Raw genomic sequence first — 15,870 nt, forward strand, 5'->3', positions numbered from 1 at the left:
GGCTAAGGCTACATGAGAAAAAAGAAAAAAATGGTATCAAAAGCGAAGGCGAGAATGCCGACGAAAGAAATTACCAATAGTGGCTATTCGGAGGGCGGGGCGTCCCATAAGAGTAATATCCTCAAGGCATACCGGCCAGTAAAATATTCGTCTAAAGCAGACATCAACGCCAATCTGTATACGCTTCGGAACCGCAGTGCAGATCAAGCGATTAATACGCCAATTGGGTCGGCAGCAATCAATACCAGCGCTTTGCATACGATAGGCGTTGGTCTGCATGTATTTCCGCGCCCTAAATTCAAGATACTGGGGATGGATGCCGAGACAGCGCGTGACTGGTCGAGAAAAGCTGCTCAGGAATTTGATTTATGGGCATCATCTACGGCGTGCGATATATCTCATCGCAACAGCTTCTATGATTTGCAGGATATCAATTATACGGGGTATCTCGTAGATGGAGACGCTTTCTGTCTTTTCCGGCGCAAACCACCTACTAAAGACTATCCATATTCATTGCGGTTGCAGTTACTGGAAGGAAATCGGATTAGTAATCCTTTGGGGCGTGACTATTATGGGGTAATGGGCCCCTATGCTGTAGAAATGGCCGCACCGACTTCAGGAAATAGAATTATATCCGGAGTCGAGATAGACATGGATGGAGCGGTTGTTGCATACTGGGTGTCCAATAAAGTACCGGGGGATCCAGTCGATGTAGGACGGGTAGCAGACTGGGTACGTATCAAAGCGTTCGGCGATATATGCGGCATGCCGAATATGGTACAGACATGTCACGATACCAGGCCGGAGCAGTATAGAGGTGTACCGTACCTGGCTCCGGTAATTGAGACATTGAAGCAGGTTAGCCGATATACATCAGCAGAACTTACCGCAGCTATTGTAAAATCATTTTTCGCATTATTTTTTACAGAAAGTAATACCAGCGGGGCGACATTAAATGACATTTTGGGAACAGCCAGAAATGATGATCCAATGGCGCCCGTTATCGATGTTGACGAATATGCATTGGGGCCGGGGACAATGAACGCCTTGCCACGAGGCGTAGATGTAAAAAGTGTTGATGCGGCCAGAAGCATGTCTACTTTTGACACATTTACAACGAAATTGCTGGAAATGGTCGGAAGCGCGATTGGACAGCCGTATGAAGTGTTGATGAAGCACTTTACCTCATCCTATTCGGCTTCAAGGGCTGCATTGCTACAGGCCTGGGAAGAGTATAAACGCCGGCGTGTCTGGTTTGCACGCGATTTTTGCCAGCCAGTATACGAAATGTGGCTTGCTGAAGCGATTGCCATGGGACGGATTGAGGCGCCAGGATTCTTTACGGATCCGCTAATCAGGAAGTGCTGGTGCAATGCCAATTGGTATGGACCGACAATGAGCATTCTCGACCCGCTCAAGGACGTAAACGGCAGCGCTTTGCGCACGCAATACGGATTGAGCACACGGGAACGGGAAGCGGCAGAAATGACCGGTACAGATTTTGAGGAAAATATCGAACAACTGGCGTATGAACAACGGCTGCTTGAGAAATACGGCATTGCCGGGGGCGATGAAACAACTGGGGATGCCGGGAAAGGAGAAAAAAAGACAAATGAAGGAGAAAATAAATAAATTTTGGAAATTTGTCAATGAAGCGGAAGGGAATGCAGCAGAACTGCTGATTTACGGAGCCATTGCCAGCCAAAAACCATGGTACAGCGATGATGATGATAGTGTCTACCCCACACAGTTCCGAAACGATTTAAAGGCCTGTGGCGGGAAGAATCTGACCGTCCGTATCAATTCCGGTGGTGGGGATGTATTCGCGGCACAGACTATCTATACCCTGCTGAAAGGGTATACAGGTGACGTTACCGTACACATCGACGGTATGTGCGCCAGTGCGGCGACGCTGATTGCTTGTGCGGGTGACAAGATTGTCATGCCCCGGAATGCCTTGTACATGATTCACAATCCGAAAACGTTTGCGTTCGGTGATTTTGGTGCGGACTACATGCGCCAGACGGCAGATATCCTGGATACAGTTAAGCAGACCATCGTCAACGTATATGTAAGTAAGTGCAATGGGGAACTGACTGCGGAAGAAATCGGCCACATGATGGATGATGAGACCTGGATGACAGCAGATGAAGCGGAAGCGTACGGTTTCATTGACGAAATTGATGATTATATCGTCACGGCAGAAATCAGGAACAACATGTTATTCATGAACGATATTGCTTATCACGGTCATGGTGATATCCAGAAGATTTGTGAAATGATTGGAGAGAAAAAGCACATGAAAAATAATGATCTTGTAGCAAAAATTGCGAATGTACTAGGCATCAGTCCTGCAGAACCGGCAGTGCAGGAAAACCAGGCAGAAAAACAACGTATTGCCGGCCTGGAAGCACTGAAAACGGACAATGTATATGGTAATGCAGTCATTGACCAGGCTATCAAAGAAGGAAAGACAGCGGCGGATGTGAAGTCGCTCATTGATGCGGTAAACGCAGTCGAAGCACCGAAGAACGAAGCAAGTGAAGCCTTAGACAGCATCCGGGCTCTGATTGAGGATCAAATGCGCTCTGGAAGTCAGGAGGTCAAGCCAAGCCCAAAGGCCGGTATGGGAACGAGCAAAGAAAATCAGAAAATGCAGGATATCAATGATGTGGTTACGGCTGCAAACAAGATGAGAGGTGTCAAATAATGGCAATCAAGGAGACAATGAAATTTACACATGAACAAATGTATGGCGGGCCAGAAAAAGAAATTCTAATGGCTAATGTCACCATTACGCCGGGGACGGCAATGGCAAAAGGCACGCTCATGACAATTACAGGGAAAACAGCAGCAGCAACGGCTAAAGATGGTAATGCCAATGCGGTTTTGGCATATGACATCGACGAAAAAGCAACGACAGCTACTGTATATGTATCAGGACGCTTCAACCGCAATCAGCTTCATGTAACAGCAGATGGAGATACGGTAGCTGCGCATGAAGAACAGTTGCGGGATTATGGGATTTATCTGACTAGCAATGTGTAACTAAAGGAGGAATGTACAATGGCTATTGATTATAGAGACACAATTTCGTTATTACAGGCTATGGAACGCATTACACCGCCTGCCTCTTTTCTACTTGATACGTTTTTCCCGGTCATTCCGCAGGTAGCCGTACAGACGCGGATTGCCGTAGAATACCGCAAACGCGGCCGTCGTCTGGCTCCATTTGTGACTCGTGGTGGAAAGGGTATCAACCTTAATTTGGAAGATTCCAAGTCGGACATCTATACACCGCCGATGATTGGGCCGCGTCGTATCCTTGACCCGGATCGCGTCAATGAACGTGGCTTTGGGGAAAATATTTACAGTACCGTTACGCCGGCACAGCGTGCAGCTGCACAACAGGCAGAAGATCTGGTGGAACTGCAGAACAGCATCATCAATCGCAAGAGCAAGATGGCAGCGGATTTGTTGCAGACAGGGAAGTGCGATATTTACGGATATGCTGATGATGGGCAGACTGCGTTATTGGATACGGTAAGCTATGATTTTGATCATACAGTTGTGCCCAGTACCAAATGGGATCAGGCGGGAGCCACTATTTTCAGTGACATCAAAAACGCCTCGGAAATGGTACAGGAAGATGCAGGATTAGTGCCGACTATCATGGTATGCGGTAAAAATATCGCAGACTATATGCTGGGAAATGATCAAATTATGAAATGGCTGTCTGTGCCATTAGCCAGTAATTTGTCTCTCATGAGCATCCAGCCGTCTATTGTCAGCCCGCAGGTTATGCGTGTGGGAATGATTCAGGCACTGAATCTCGAAATTTATACCTATGCGGAAACCTATGTGGATGATGATGGCAATGTGCAGAACTTCCTGGATCCGGATACAGCCATTCTGGCGGTACCTGGCAGAGGACGGCAGCTTCATGGTGCAGTTACTCTGGTCAATGATGCGGGCAATGGTTATGATACGTATGCCGCCCAGTATGTACCGTACTATATGGGCTCCAAAGAATCCCAGCAGGTCGCACTGGCCATGTACAGTCGTTGTGTGTTGGCCCCGGAATGCGTGGATGACTGGGCTGTTATTAAAGCTAAATAGATGGAGGTAGCATCATGGATATTATGGTTATGCATGGAGCACTCAGTGCCGGCGGTAAGCTGTACCGGAAAGGTGATATTATCACGGTTGACGATGCAAAAGGTGAAGACCTGATGAAACAACATCCGGATCAGTTTTGTCAGGCTGTAGGCAATACAGATAAGCCAGATGTCAATGTACCGGATAAAAGTGCTCCCAAGGTACCGGAAAAAAGCGCTGAAGCCGAATTACCATCTGCTGATTTATCAGCAGTAGTCACAAAATGAGCGGATTCAGAGACATGGTTTCGGCAGATCTCGACATTTTCATTAATGGCGACGAGTTTGCCGAAGACCATGATTTAAATGGAACGCTGTGTAAAGCTGTTATTGATACGATGGACAGTAAAGAAAATTTCTTTAATAGCCAGACGTATGAGCCATACGGTGGTATATCTGGACGATTGATGAAAGTGTATGTTAAGGCGTCGGATTTGCCGGAAATTCCAGCAGAAGGAACGGTATTCAGGGTAGACGATGAACCATTGATAATCAATAAAGCTTCAGTAGAAATGGGTATTGTTGTTATTACGTTACATGGATCTGAGGGATAATGACATGATATCAATTGAGGTACGCAACCAAGATATAGCAAAATTGGAAAAAACACTGGCACAGTTTTCTGGGGATAAGCTTGCCGCATGTATTGACAGAGCGACATACCGCGGGGCATTGCATGCCAGGAAAGTAGCAATCAAGCAGATACGAAGCATTTACACCATTAAATCCGGAGAACTTCGGAACGCAGCACCCATTAAACGGAGCGGTTTAGTATCTACCATTGATATCAAAGGCCCGTTTTTGCCAGTTGAACATTATCGTGCAGCCAGCAGGGCTAAGGGCATATTCGTAACTATTAAAAAAGGGAGTGGTGCATTGGTACCCATGTCGTTCTCTAAAGGTGGCAAGGGAGGAGTTTTCCGTAAAAGAATCGGGCCTAAACGATATCCCATTGAAGGCTTGCATGGGCCAGCCATCCCCCAGCTATATGGCAATAAGGCCGTAGTGGAACTAATGGAACAGGAAGGGATGAACGTTTATGCAGAACGCCTGATGCACGAATTAGAGCGATTGGTTGGTGAGGCATGATGTCACAAATCGTAACACCATGGCAATGTGCGTCAGAAATCACGGATTGGCTGAAAGAACAAATCAAATCCTCATCGGAGTATTCGAAATTGCTTGATGTAGAAACAGGAAATATCAAGATATATCCGGGATTCCTGCCTTATGTAGCAGATAAAAAATCGAAAGAGAAATTATGTCCGGCTGTTGTCATCCGGCCAACGACCATATCCGACCTGGAAATGGAATCTACGGCATCTATGGCTGTATTAGTAACGACATACGATGAAGATATGATTAATGGCTGTCAGAGCTTGTATAGATTAATGGAGGTAATTAGGGAGCTTCTATTGGACAACAATCCCATCAATAGGCGATGGGAAATAAAGAACGGAACTATGGAATCTACCATCCCGGATGAACAGCCATATCCTATGTGGTGGGGGCGGATTGATTTTGATGTCAATGTGCAACAGCCACGTACAGTCAGTGAATTTATATTAGGAGGGCCGAAACGTTTTGGATGAGACTAATGAAAAAAAGACACAAAATGCGGTAGCAGAAGAAACAAAAGCTGTTGAAAACGCATATACAGGGCCGGTGATATACGTAGGACCGAGCTTCCGGAATTCCAGACTGAATCACTGTATGATTTTTTCTGAGATTCCCGTGCCGGAAGGTGAAGACAGCGTATTGAAGCATCTTTTTGTCAAACCGGCAGAATTAAATGATGCATTGAGGGCCGTAGAGAAGAAAGGGACGGCACTCAACACATTTTACCAGAAAGCAATCAGAAATAATAAAGGGGGTAATTAATAATGGCGTTTTTCCATGGCATCAAGACATCGGAAATTGATACTGCGGTTGTAGCTACGGCTCAGACAACGGCCGGACTTCCGGTCGTATTCGGCACAGCTCCGGTACATTTGGCAGAAGAGCCGAAAATCAACGAACCAGTCATCTGCTATTCCTGGTCCGAAGCGAAGAAATATTTAGGCTACCACGAAGACTGGGATAAATACACGTTGTGCGAGCCGATGTATGCAGAATTCAAACTCTTTGCCGTTGCTCCAGTGGTATTCATCAATGTACTGGACCCGGCCAAACATAAAAAGAGTGTATCCAGTACATCAATCACGGTAAGCCGGAAATCGGCAACCATCAATGATGACGTTATCCTATCTTCGTTAACAGTATCGGCTACATCGGCAGGATCCGCCGCAAAGGCAGGGACTGACTATATTGCCGCGTACGATGATGACGGGAATACAGTAATCTCTGTTCTGGAGGGAGGAGCCCTTGCAGACGCCAGGAATATTTACGTTGCCTATGATGCGGTCGATGCGTCGTTGGTCAAAGACGCAGATATCATCGGTGGCGTAGGTACGAATGATGCGGTCACAGGGCTGGAATTGATTAACTACATTTACAGTAGATTTTCGCTTGTGCCGGGCATTATTGCTGCACCGGGCTGGTCTCAGCATCCGGAAGTAGCCGCTGTGATGCGGGCCAAATCCCGCAATATCAACGATGTATTCCGTTGCAGTATTCTGACCGATATCGATACGACGGAAGTAAAATCGTATAGCGGCTGTAACCTTTGGAAAAGTGGCAATGGTTATACCGGCGTTGCTGAATCTGTATGCTGGCCAATGGGAAAAATGGGCAATCATTGCTATTACATGTCCACTATTGAAATGGGCGTAATTGGCCAGGTGGATGCGTCGAATGATGACATTCCCTATGAATCGCCTTCCAACAAATCTGTACCAATTACAGGACTGTGTCTGAAAGATGGTACAGAAGTTACGTTGGAACTGACGCAGGCCAACTTGCTTAATGGCCAGGGCATTACCACGGCACTGAACTTCGGCGGTGGTTGGAGACTTTGGGGCAATTATACGGGGGCTTATCCGGGCTCTACGGATCCAAAAGATACGTTCCTTGCTGTCCGGCGTATGTTTGACTGGGATGACCAGGTATTCATCCTGACCTATTGGCAGCGTCTCGACAAGCCTGGTGTTCCTCGCAATATTCAGATTATTTTGGATTCTGAACAAATCCGCCTGAATGGACTGAAATCACGAGGCTATATTCTGGATGGCAGTATTGAATTTTTGGAAGAAGAAAATCCAACAACGGATCTGGAAGCGGGCATATTCAGATTCCACAAGAAGCGCACGCCGCCGATTCCGATGCAGGAAATCGATACTATTTCAGAATATGATGTCAACGCGTTCAACGCATTGTTTGAATAGAGGTGAATAGCACATGGAAATTAATAAAATGCCGGAAGTCCTGAATGATTTCAGGATTTATGATGAAAACAGCGACACATTATATGGTGTGGCCAAGATTGAACTGCCTGATTTCAAAAGTATTACGGCGACCATTAAGGGGGTAGGTGTCGGGGGAGAAATCGAAGCACCGGTGTTAGGGCAGTTCGAGTCTCTGGAAACAAAGCTTACGCACAACATCAATGACAAATGGAACCTGACCATGGTAGGCGGCAGGGCCGTAGCTCTGGAAGCCAGAGCGGCCAATCAGTACTGGGACAGTGCCAATAACAATTACGTAATGGAAAAGGTACGAGTGGTTATCCGTGGCCGGACTAAACAGATGTCCGGCGGCTCCTGGGAACCAGCATCTACAACCGATGCTGAAAATACGATTGAAACGACGTATATCAAGTACGAAGTCAATGACAAAACGCTCCTGGAAGTAGATAAGTATGCATATAAATTTGTTGTCAACGGCACGGATATCATGCAGCCGATTCGCGATGCTTTGGGCATCTAAATGGGAGGAATCTAAATGAAGAAAGAAAACGAAGAAGCAAAAGTTGTTGAAGCGGAAGTCATCCAAGACAAGCAGATGGCCCTGCCCAGTGACCAGGTTATCCACCTGACGCGTGCTTTGCCTGATGGAAAAGATATCTTATATCTGGATTTTGATAAAATTACGGGATATACCTTGCTCAAATGTGAAAAAGAAGCAAAAAAACAGGATGCAAGTATTGTCGTGCCGGCATTGTCCCAGGTTTATCAGTCCCATGTAGCTGCTGTAGCAGCAGGTATCAAATACGATGACATTTTGTCTTTGCCGGCAAAAGACTTTACGGCCATCATGATTAAGACGCAAGGTTTTTTGCTAGGTACGGCCTCACCGAACGACAAGGAGTAACAGCCGGGCTGTTTATGAGGAATACTGTCAGGATGGCAAAATATACGCATACTCCGATAGATTTTTTCCTGGATTTGCCTGTCGAGGAGTATGCATCCTGGCAATCTATCATCAACGCTGAAATCGAAAGAGAAAATAAAGCGATAGAAAGCGCTGGGAAAGGAGGACGCCGTGGCTAATAGAGTACTTGAAATGGCCATTGCGATAAAGGGACAGCTGGATGGCAGCGTTGGCAGTGCCATGTCGCGGGCTGTTGCTCAGGCCAAACAGATGCAGTCACAGATTAAAACTGCAAACCGGGAACTGCAGAACTTGCAGAAACAGGCGGCTAAACAGCAAAACAGCAAAGGATATGTCGAATATGATACTGAATTGGCTGTTTTACAAGCTCAGGTCAGAAAGAACGAGCTGGCCAAGCAATACGAAGGGACAATGAACCGTATCAATGCAAAGCAAAAGGCATCGGCAAATTTATCCCAGGCTGTAAGCAATCTCAAAGCCGGAGCTGTCGCCGCGGCGGCTATTGCGGCACCTCTGGGCATTGCAGCCAATGAAGCCATTAAGTATGAATCGGCCATGGCTGATGTCAGGAAAACAGTAGATTTTGACACGCCTGAGCAATTCAAGCAAATGGGTGCTGATATCCTCCAGATGTCACAGGAATTACCTATGTCAGCAGAAGGCATTGCGCAGATTGTTGCCGCTGGTGGACAGGCAGGCATTGCCAGAGAAGATTTAAAGCAGTTTGCCACTGATGCGGTGAAGATGGGCATTGCCTTCGACATCACTGCTGACCAGGCTGGCGAAATGATGGCCAAGTGGCGCACGGCTTTTGGTATGAGCCAGGGAGAAGTTGTACAATTGGCTGATCAGGTCAATTATTTGTCGAATACAACAGCGGCAAGCAGTGATTCTATCTCGGATATCGTTACCAGAGTCGGTCCGTTAGGTCAGGTCGCTGGCATGAGCGCTGCCCAGGTAGCTGCTGTTGGCGCGTCCATGGCTTCCGTCGGCGTGCAATCTGAGGTGGCGGCAACGGGCATCAAGAATATGGCATTGGGCCTGGTGGCTGGTGAAGGGGCAACCAAGACACAGGCAGAAGCATTTCAACAGTTAGGTCTATCAGCGACAGATGTAGCTAAACGGATGCAGGAGGATGCACAGGGAACGATTATTGATGTGCTGTCCCGGGTTAAACAATTACCAAAGGAAATGCAGGCCTCTGTATTGAGTGACTTGTTTGGCAAGGAATCCATTAATGCTATTGCACCATTACTGACCCAGCTGGATAATTTGAAAGATAACTTCAATAAAGTCGGCGATGCAACTCAGTATGCGGGCAGTATGGACGCAGAATATCAGGCGCGAGTAGGGACTACGGCCAATCAATTACAACTGGCTAAAAACAATTTAGTGGCGTTGGCCATTAATGTTGGCAGTATCTTATTGCCAGCTATTTCTTCTGTGGCCGGAGCCCTGGCAACAGCGGCAGGCGGCATTGCATCGTTTATTTCTCAACATCAGACTTTGGCAACTGTAATCATGGGAGTCATAGGAGCCGTACTTGCATTGACTATGGCCGCTCTGACTATCCGTACCGCAGTGGCTTACTATAGATATATGGTTGAATCTATCCACATGGTACGAGATGCTCACGTTGCAGCTACTATTGCCAGTAGAGCATCTACTGTGGCCACCATTGCTGCCGGCGCAGCACAAAGAGCGTTTGCAATGGGCGCACGGATTGCCGCTGCGGCACAAATGGCACTCAATGCCGTTATGGCCATGAATCCGTTTGCCTTACTTGTCATCGCTATTATGGCTGTGGTAGCGGTATTAGTGTATTTGTGGAACACCAATGAAGGGTTCAGGAACGCATGCATTGCGGCCTGGGATGCTATTAGTTCAGCCGTATCCAGTGCATGGCAAGCCGTATCTGATGCGGCCAGTGCGGCCTGGGATTATATTACCAGCGCTGTATCAAGCGCTTATAGCTTTATTGTTGGTATTTTTGACTCCATCATGGCCGTGGCCGTATCTGTTTGGGACGCTGCTGTCAGCGCTGCGCAAAGTGCCTGGGATAGTATTACGTCAGCGGTCGGCCAGGGCGTGCAATGGTGTATTGATCAATGGAATACCTTGACAGAAGTATTGTCCCATCCTATTGACGCTATTGTGAACTTTATCAAAAGTGGCGACAGCGATGCTGCATCTGCTGCCGGACAATCCGCAAACGGTGGCGTATTTACTCGGCCCTACCTGACATGGGTAGCAGAAGCGGGACATCCGGAAGTAATCGTGCCGATTACCCATGACGCCAATGCCTATAATTTATGGGCAAAAGCCGGTCAAATGCTGGGCGTATCGCCGAATACGCCGGTCAATGTATCGGCCCCGGCTGTTTCCGGAGGAAGTGGCCGGCAGTATACATTCAGCCCGACTATTGTTGTACAGGGCGGCAGCCCAAATACAAAGCAGGAAATATCCCAGCTTATGGACCAGAAGATGCGTGAATTTGAACAGATGATGAAGCGGGTAGAAGCAAATAGGAGGCGGTTGAGCTATGAGTAATACATACAGTACCGTGCAAGGCGATATGTGGGACATGATTTCATACCGTGTGTATGGATCTGAAAAGTACGTAAAAACATTACTGGAAGCCAACCCGCAATTTCGTGATGTCGTAGTGTTCCCGGCAGATATTGTGCTGACGTGTCCGGATGTTAACCTGACGAATACATCGACATTGCCACCATGGAAGCGGTGATTGAATGGCTGTATTGCAATCGTTACAGAAAAAAATAACAAAACTGAAAGAACAGGCAACGGCCGGTTTACTGGCGCAAGAGCACATCGGCCGGCGTGCCTGGCTGATTGTAACGTATAATGGCAAAGATATATCCGAATCGTTGGCACAGTACGTACTGAGTTTCAGCTATACAGATAATCTGACTGGGCAGGTAGATGATATATCCATTACCCTGGAAGACCGTGCTGAATTGTGGGAAGCGGATTGGATGCCAGAACGAGGCGCTACCCTTGATATTACAATTTGCACATATAACTGGTCAGATTTGTATAGTGAAGAACAGGATTTACAGCTGGGAAAATTTGAAATCGACGAACTTGAAGTAAGTAGTGCACCGAATGTCGTGACGATTAAAGCGGTTGCTATATCTATCGGTGACGATAGCACACTGAGAAGTACGCTGAGGTCGCATACCTGGGAAAATATCTCTGTACAAAAGGCGGCCAATGATATTGCCTGGCAGAATGGCATGAAACTGCAATGGTATTGTGATGACAATCCGAATATAGATAAGCTGGAACAGAACGATGAATCAGATTTGGATGTATTGCAGAAAATCTGCGATGATGCCGGCTTTGCCCTGAAAGTAACGACAGATACCATCATCATTTTTGATGTGGAAAAATTTGAGAAGGAAGACGTATATGCGGAATATTATCACCCTGGTACAACCATACTGAATATTGTGGAAAACCAATCGAAACCAGTTCAGACAGATGCGCTTTTGAATTACAGTTTCAAGGCCAAAATCCGTGATGTATATAAAAAGTGTCATGTCAAGTATGCGAAAGACAAAGATAAGTCCGTCATAGAATCGACATTTGTTGCTCCAGATAAGAAAGAGAAAGAAGGAGCAACATTGGAAGTACATCAGCAGGTATCTTCGCAGGCGGAAGCTGACCGGCTGGCCAAGAAAAAATTACGGGAAAAGAATTGCGAAGAATTTACGGGCAGCTTTTCATCTGATGGGAATATGGGACTTTGTGCAGGAGAAACGATTGAGATGCTTGGATTTGGGAATTTTTCCGGGAAATATATCATTACCCAGGCCAAACATGATATCAGCAGCAGTGGCTTTACCAGTAGCGTTGAGATAAGGAAGTGTTTAGATGGCTATTGATGACAGAAACATACTTAAGTTATTGGCACGCTGCATTCGCGTTGGTCGTGTATCATCTGTCGATACAGCGGATGCATCGGCCAGGGTGACATTTCCTGATCATGATGATGTTGTGTCACCGCCACTGAAGATTATCATGAGAGGATGTAAAGAGGCAAAAGATTACTGGTTGCCCGCTGTGGATGACCAGGTATTATGCATTTATACGGCAGATGGCGGCGGTAAAGGCACAGGGGCAGGGTATATATTGGGTACGATTTACAGCACTATAGATGCGCCTCCTGGCGGCGGGTCCAGGGTACTCAATGTACCGAATGATTTACATATCCATTGCGGTAGTTTGGATATCACATCTGGGTCAGGCGATATCACAGTAAATGGTATTTCCCTGGTCAATCATACGCATGGAGGGGTAGAGCCCGGCGGCAGCAACACAGGTAAACCGCAGTAAGGAGAGATGCTTATGTATATCGGGTATATGGGATCAATCATATTCGGGGTGGCTGAGCATTATCTCGTTACGCCGGATGAAGTAAGCCGGTCCGGGGAGGCGCGATGGCAGACGCATGATTTAATTATGAATAAGCCTGTAGCTCAGTTTATTGGCCCTGGGCAGGAAGAACTATCGTTCAAGTTACGCCTCATGACGCAATATAATGCTACCCCAGAACGACAGTTAAAGACGCTTAGAGAAATGCGTGATAATGGCATGGTGTTCCCACTGATCATTGGCGGTAAGCCTGTATCGCAGAACTATTGGTATTTAGAAAGCGTAGAAGAAGCAGAAGCTATCTACAATGCCTACGGGAAAATCTTGTATATTACGGCCAGTGTCAAACTCAAGGAATATGATTTGGAAAATACGGATGAAGAGTCAAATGTCAATAAAATTGGCAGAGCGTATAACGTAGTTACTACATTATTTGGAGGTGGATTGTAATGCAGTATGAAGTATCGGTGAAAGCCCCGGAAATCATTGATATCGCGCCGAAAAACGATGTAAATGAAATATTGCAGAACGTTCGCACTATATTAGCGACTACAAAAGGAACCATTCCCTTAGACAGAGGATTCGGCATTGATGGTTCAGTTATCGATATGCCGACGATGCAGGCACAAGCGTATTTGACGAATGAAATATTCCAGGCAATCCGGAGATATGAGCCCAGGGTATCTATTGATAACATTACATTTGATGGGGAGATTACTGGAAAATTGATTCCCAAGGTGGTGATTACGATATGAAATTATCTGACTTACCAGATATTGAATTTGCCAATGCTGATGAGGAGACTGTAAAAGCGGCCGTGCTGGCGGAATATACAGAAATAACAGGCCGGACACTGGCAACAGGCGACCCGACACGGCTGTTTCTGCTGGTGATTGCAGAACTCATTATCCGGTTGCTGAACAAGATGAACTATACGGGCAAACAGAACCTGCTGAAATATGCAACTGGTGACAATCTGGATGAACTGGGGGCATTTTCGGACACGGACCGGATTCCGGCATCTGCAGCTACAACGACATTACAGATTACGTTGTCGGCGGTACGTGAGCAAGAAACTATCGTGCCCAGTGGTACGCGGGTAGCAACGGCCAGCGGTATATATTTTGCTACGGATGAAGATGTGGCGATATTAGCAGGAAAAACGGTGACAACTGTTAAAGCAACCTGCCAGACAACAGGAGTTACGGGAAATGGATTCTTGCCGGGAGAAATCAACAATATTGTGGATCCTATTGCTTATGTGGCATCTATTACTAATACAACAACCAGTGCCGGCGGCGCGGACCGAGAAGAGGATGACGCATACCGCGAACGGATTCATGAATCGCCGGAGCGATTTTCGACAGCCGGGCCGACCGGGGCCTATGAATATTGGGCAAAATCAGCAAACAGTGCAATCATTGACGTAACGGTATACAGTCCGTCGGCCGGCGTCGTAGAAATACGACCATTGCTGACAGGTGGTACAATTCCTGAACAGGAAGTATTAGATACTGTAGGTGCTATCCTAAATAAGGAAAAAGTGCGGCCACTGACAGATCAGGTACAGGTAAAAGCTCCGGAAACCGTCAGTTATGATATAAGCTTGACCTATTATATTGACCAGGGCATATCGGAATCTACAGTGCAGGAAGCAGTATCCGCAGCCATAGGCAGCTACAAGTTATGGCAGTCTGGGAAAATTGGCCGGGATATCAACCCATCCAGGCTAATCGCCAATGTGATGACCGTAACAGGCGTCAAACGTGTAATTGTAACTTCACCTACATTTACGAAGCTGACAAATGTGCAGGTGGCTCAAGCCGGTACGGTAACGGCCAGCTTAGGAGGTAGTGAAGATGAATGACGATGAATACAAGGTTGCCGAACATCTGCCGTCATCCATTGATGCGGAGCCTATAACCAGCTTGGCCCAAGTAGCTGACGTAGAACTGGGAAAAATCAATACTGACCTGTTGCTGATTTATCCGGCCATAGACAGTCTGAATGAACAGCTGATCGATTATTTAGCTGTCCAGATGCATGTAGATGAATATGACGATACGGAGAATTTGGATGTCAAAAGGCAACAGGTAAAGCAGTCATTCCTGCTGCATAGGCTAAAAGGTACAAAATATGCTGTGCAGAAAGCTGTATCGACGGTATATCAATCAGCGAAAGTAGAAGAGTGGCCGGAATATAGTGGTGAACCATATCATTTCCGTGTGACAGGTATAACGGCACCGATGAATGAAACAAAAACCATCAATAAATTGGTGCGGTTAATCAATGCGTACAAAAATACACGGTCCTGGTTGGACTATGTCCAGTTTAACAGGCTGTATAGACAGACCTTTTTGTTCGGCGGAAATGTCAATCTAGTAAGAAAAACGACAATTACGTTTGATTTGAAACAAAAGATAATCACGCAGAAGGATATACATGTATTAGTCGGTGTTGGTATATATAAGGAGGTAACGATTAATGGCCAACTGGAATAAAATTACCATGACAGATGTCGGGGCAGCGTTGCAGGCTAAGGTCAACGCGGGATTGACGACATTGAAATTTACGCGTGTTGCCATAGGCTCTGGAAGCAGAACTGGAGGCTTAGGCAGTGCGACAGGACTAGTGAAAGAAGAGCTAACGCTGGGTATAAACAGCATTACACAGAACGGAAGTAAGGTAACACTGGACCTGACGATTAGCAATAGCGGCTTAAAAACTGGCTTCAAGATTACGGAAATGGGTTTGTTTGCAACTGATCCTGATGACGGAGAAATCATGTATGTAGCCCTTATTGATGATAATCCGGATTATATGCCGGCAGAAGGAAGCAGTACAGTCGTACAGCAGGAATTTCAGCTTGTGTTTACAATGAGCAATACCGGCAATGTATCAGCAACAATTAATCCTAATGGTTTTTTGACGGTAGCTCATAACACGGACGAAGCGGCTCATGAAAATATCCTGATGGTAACATCGACAGCGGATAAGCCAGCATCTATGTCAGACCGGGGTATGTGGGTCGAAATCGTCGAGTAGG

General features: G+C 46.5%; 22 protein-coding genes. All 22 read left to right on the forward strand.

What is annotated here, in order from left to right; translation table 11 throughout:
- Nucleotides 1-12: 12 nt before the first annotated feature.
- The 22 genes from ACE418_RS09335 to ACE418_RS09440 are packed head-to-tail and all read left to right on the forward strand — an operon-like array spanning nt 13 to nt 15,869.
- Nucleotides 13-1,632, forward strand: a complete 1,620-nt coding sequence (locus tag ACE418_RS09335; RefSeq protein ID WP_416450357.1) for a phage portal protein — start codon at nt 13-15, stop codon at nt 1,630-1,632.
- Nucleotides 1,613-2,710: a head maturation protease, ClpP-related gene (locus tag ACE418_RS09340; RefSeq protein ID WP_416450358.1), complete on the forward strand. Its 1,098-nt coding sequence runs from the start codon at nt 1,613-1,615 to the stop codon at nt 2,708-2,710. Before ACE418_RS09335 ends, ACE418_RS09340 begins: the two co-directional genes overlap by 20 nt.
- The gene (locus tag ACE418_RS09345) at nt 2,710-3,048 is read left to right on the forward strand and encodes a head decoration protein (protein ID WP_416450359.1); all 339 of its coding nucleotides are present in this window, start codon (nt 2,710-2,712) and stop codon (nt 3,046-3,048) included. Before ACE418_RS09340 ends, ACE418_RS09345 begins: the two co-directional genes overlap by 1 nt.
- An 18-nt stretch (nt 3,049-3,066) precedes the next feature.
- A complete protein-coding gene (locus tag ACE418_RS09350; RefSeq protein WP_416450360.1) occupies nt 3,067-4,119 on the forward strand; it encodes a major capsid protein in 1,053 nt (350 codons plus the stop codon).
- A gap of 14 nt (nt 4,120-4,133) precedes the next feature.
- On the forward strand, nt 4,134-4,385 hold the full coding sequence (locus tag ACE418_RS09355) for a hypothetical protein (RefSeq protein ID WP_416450361.1): 252 nt from the start codon (nt 4,134-4,136) through the stop codon (nt 4,383-4,385).
- Nucleotides 4,382-4,711, forward strand: a complete 330-nt coding sequence (locus tag ACE418_RS09360; protein ID WP_416450362.1) for a hypothetical protein — start codon at nt 4,382-4,384, stop codon at nt 4,709-4,711. Before ACE418_RS09355 ends, ACE418_RS09360 begins: the two co-directional genes overlap by 4 nt.
- Nucleotides 4,695-5,246, forward strand: a complete 552-nt coding sequence (locus tag ACE418_RS09365; protein ID WP_416450363.1) for a hypothetical protein — start codon at nt 4,695-4,697, stop codon at nt 5,244-5,246. Before ACE418_RS09360 ends, ACE418_RS09365 begins: the two co-directional genes overlap by 17 nt.
- Entirely contained in the window at nt 5,243-5,749 is a 507-nt protein-coding gene (locus tag ACE418_RS09370) for a hypothetical protein (RefSeq protein ID WP_416450364.1), read from the forward strand. The genes ACE418_RS09365 and ACE418_RS09370 overlap by 4 nt, the downstream gene beginning before the upstream one ends.
- Complete coding sequence (locus ACE418_RS09375) at nt 5,742-6,038, forward strand: hypothetical protein (protein ID WP_416450365.1); 297 nt, start codon at nt 5,742-5,744, stop codon at nt 6,036-6,038. Before ACE418_RS09370 ends, ACE418_RS09375 begins: the two co-directional genes overlap by 8 nt.
- Before the next feature lie 2 nt (nt 6,039-6,040).
- Nucleotides 6,041-7,480 (forward strand): phage tail sheath family protein, encoded by a 1,440-nt coding sequence (locus ACE418_RS09380; RefSeq protein ID WP_416450366.1) that lies wholly within the window; start codon nt 6,041-6,043, stop codon nt 7,478-7,480.
- A 13-nt stretch (nt 7,481-7,493) separates the two neighbouring features.
- Nucleotides 7,494-8,021, forward strand: coding sequence for a phage major tail tube protein (locus tag ACE418_RS09385; RefSeq protein ID WP_278967835.1), 528 nt, complete (start codon nt 7,494-7,496; stop codon nt 8,019-8,021).
- A gap of 15 nt (nt 8,022-8,036) precedes the next feature.
- Nucleotides 8,037-8,405, forward strand: coding sequence for a hypothetical protein (locus ACE418_RS09390; RefSeq protein WP_416450367.1), 369 nt, complete (start codon nt 8,037-8,039; stop codon nt 8,403-8,405).
- 32 nt (nt 8,406-8,437) lie between these two features.
- The gene (locus ACE418_RS09395) at nt 8,438-8,584 is read left to right on the forward strand and encodes a hypothetical protein (RefSeq protein WP_416450368.1); all 147 of its coding nucleotides are present in this window, start codon (nt 8,438-8,440) and stop codon (nt 8,582-8,584) included.
- On the forward strand, nt 8,577-10,976 hold the full coding sequence (locus ACE418_RS09400; protein WP_416450369.1) for a phage tail tape measure protein: 2,400 nt from the start codon (nt 8,577-8,579) through the stop codon (nt 10,974-10,976). Before ACE418_RS09395 ends, ACE418_RS09400 begins: the two co-directional genes overlap by 8 nt.
- Complete coding sequence (locus tag ACE418_RS09405; protein WP_416450370.1) at nt 10,969-11,172, forward strand: tail protein X; 204 nt, start codon at nt 10,969-10,971, stop codon at nt 11,170-11,172. Before ACE418_RS09400 ends, ACE418_RS09405 begins: the two co-directional genes overlap by 8 nt.
- Before the next feature lie 4 nt (nt 11,173-11,176).
- Nucleotides 11,177-12,334 (forward strand): phage late control D family protein, encoded by a 1,158-nt coding sequence (locus ACE418_RS09410; protein WP_416450371.1) that lies wholly within the window; start codon nt 11,177-11,179, stop codon nt 12,332-12,334.
- Nucleotides 12,324-12,785 carry a baseplate assembly protein gene (locus ACE418_RS09415; protein WP_329991444.1) on the forward strand — a complete coding sequence of 154 codons (462 nt, stop codon included), beginning with the start codon at nt 12,324-12,326 and terminating at the stop codon, nt 12,783-12,785. The genes ACE418_RS09410 and ACE418_RS09415 overlap by 11 nt, the downstream gene beginning before the upstream one ends.
- Nucleotides 12,786-12,797: 12 nt before the next feature.
- On the forward strand, nt 12,798-13,274 hold the full coding sequence (locus ACE418_RS09420; RefSeq protein WP_329991443.1) for a phage tail protein: 477 nt from the start codon (nt 12,798-12,800) through the stop codon (nt 13,272-13,274).
- Nucleotides 13,274-13,579: a GPW/gp25 family protein gene (locus tag ACE418_RS09425; protein WP_416450372.1), complete on the forward strand. Its 306-nt coding sequence runs from the start codon at nt 13,274-13,276 to the stop codon at nt 13,577-13,579. Before ACE418_RS09420 ends, ACE418_RS09425 begins: the two co-directional genes overlap by 1 nt.
- The gene (locus ACE418_RS09430; RefSeq protein ID WP_416450373.1) at nt 13,576-14,691 is read left to right on the forward strand and encodes a baseplate assembly protein; all 1,116 of its coding nucleotides are present in this window, start codon (nt 13,576-13,578) and stop codon (nt 14,689-14,691) included. Before ACE418_RS09425 ends, ACE418_RS09430 begins: the two co-directional genes overlap by 4 nt.
- Entirely contained in the window at nt 14,684-15,325 is a 642-nt protein-coding gene (locus ACE418_RS09435) for a phage tail protein I (RefSeq protein ID WP_329991439.1), read from the forward strand. The genes ACE418_RS09430 and ACE418_RS09435 overlap by 8 nt, the downstream gene beginning before the upstream one ends.
- Nucleotides 15,309-15,869 carry a phage tail-collar fiber domain-containing protein gene (locus ACE418_RS09440; RefSeq protein WP_416450374.1) on the forward strand — a complete coding sequence of 187 codons (561 nt, stop codon included), beginning with the start codon at nt 15,309-15,311 and terminating at the stop codon, nt 15,867-15,869. Before ACE418_RS09435 ends, ACE418_RS09440 begins: the two co-directional genes overlap by 17 nt.
- The last annotated feature ends 1 nt before the right edge of the window (nt 15,870 follow it).

The organism is Megasphaera jansseni (assembly GCF_047974155.1).
Taxonomy (GTDB): Bacteria; Bacillota; Negativicutes; order Veillonellales; family Megasphaeraceae; genus Megasphaera.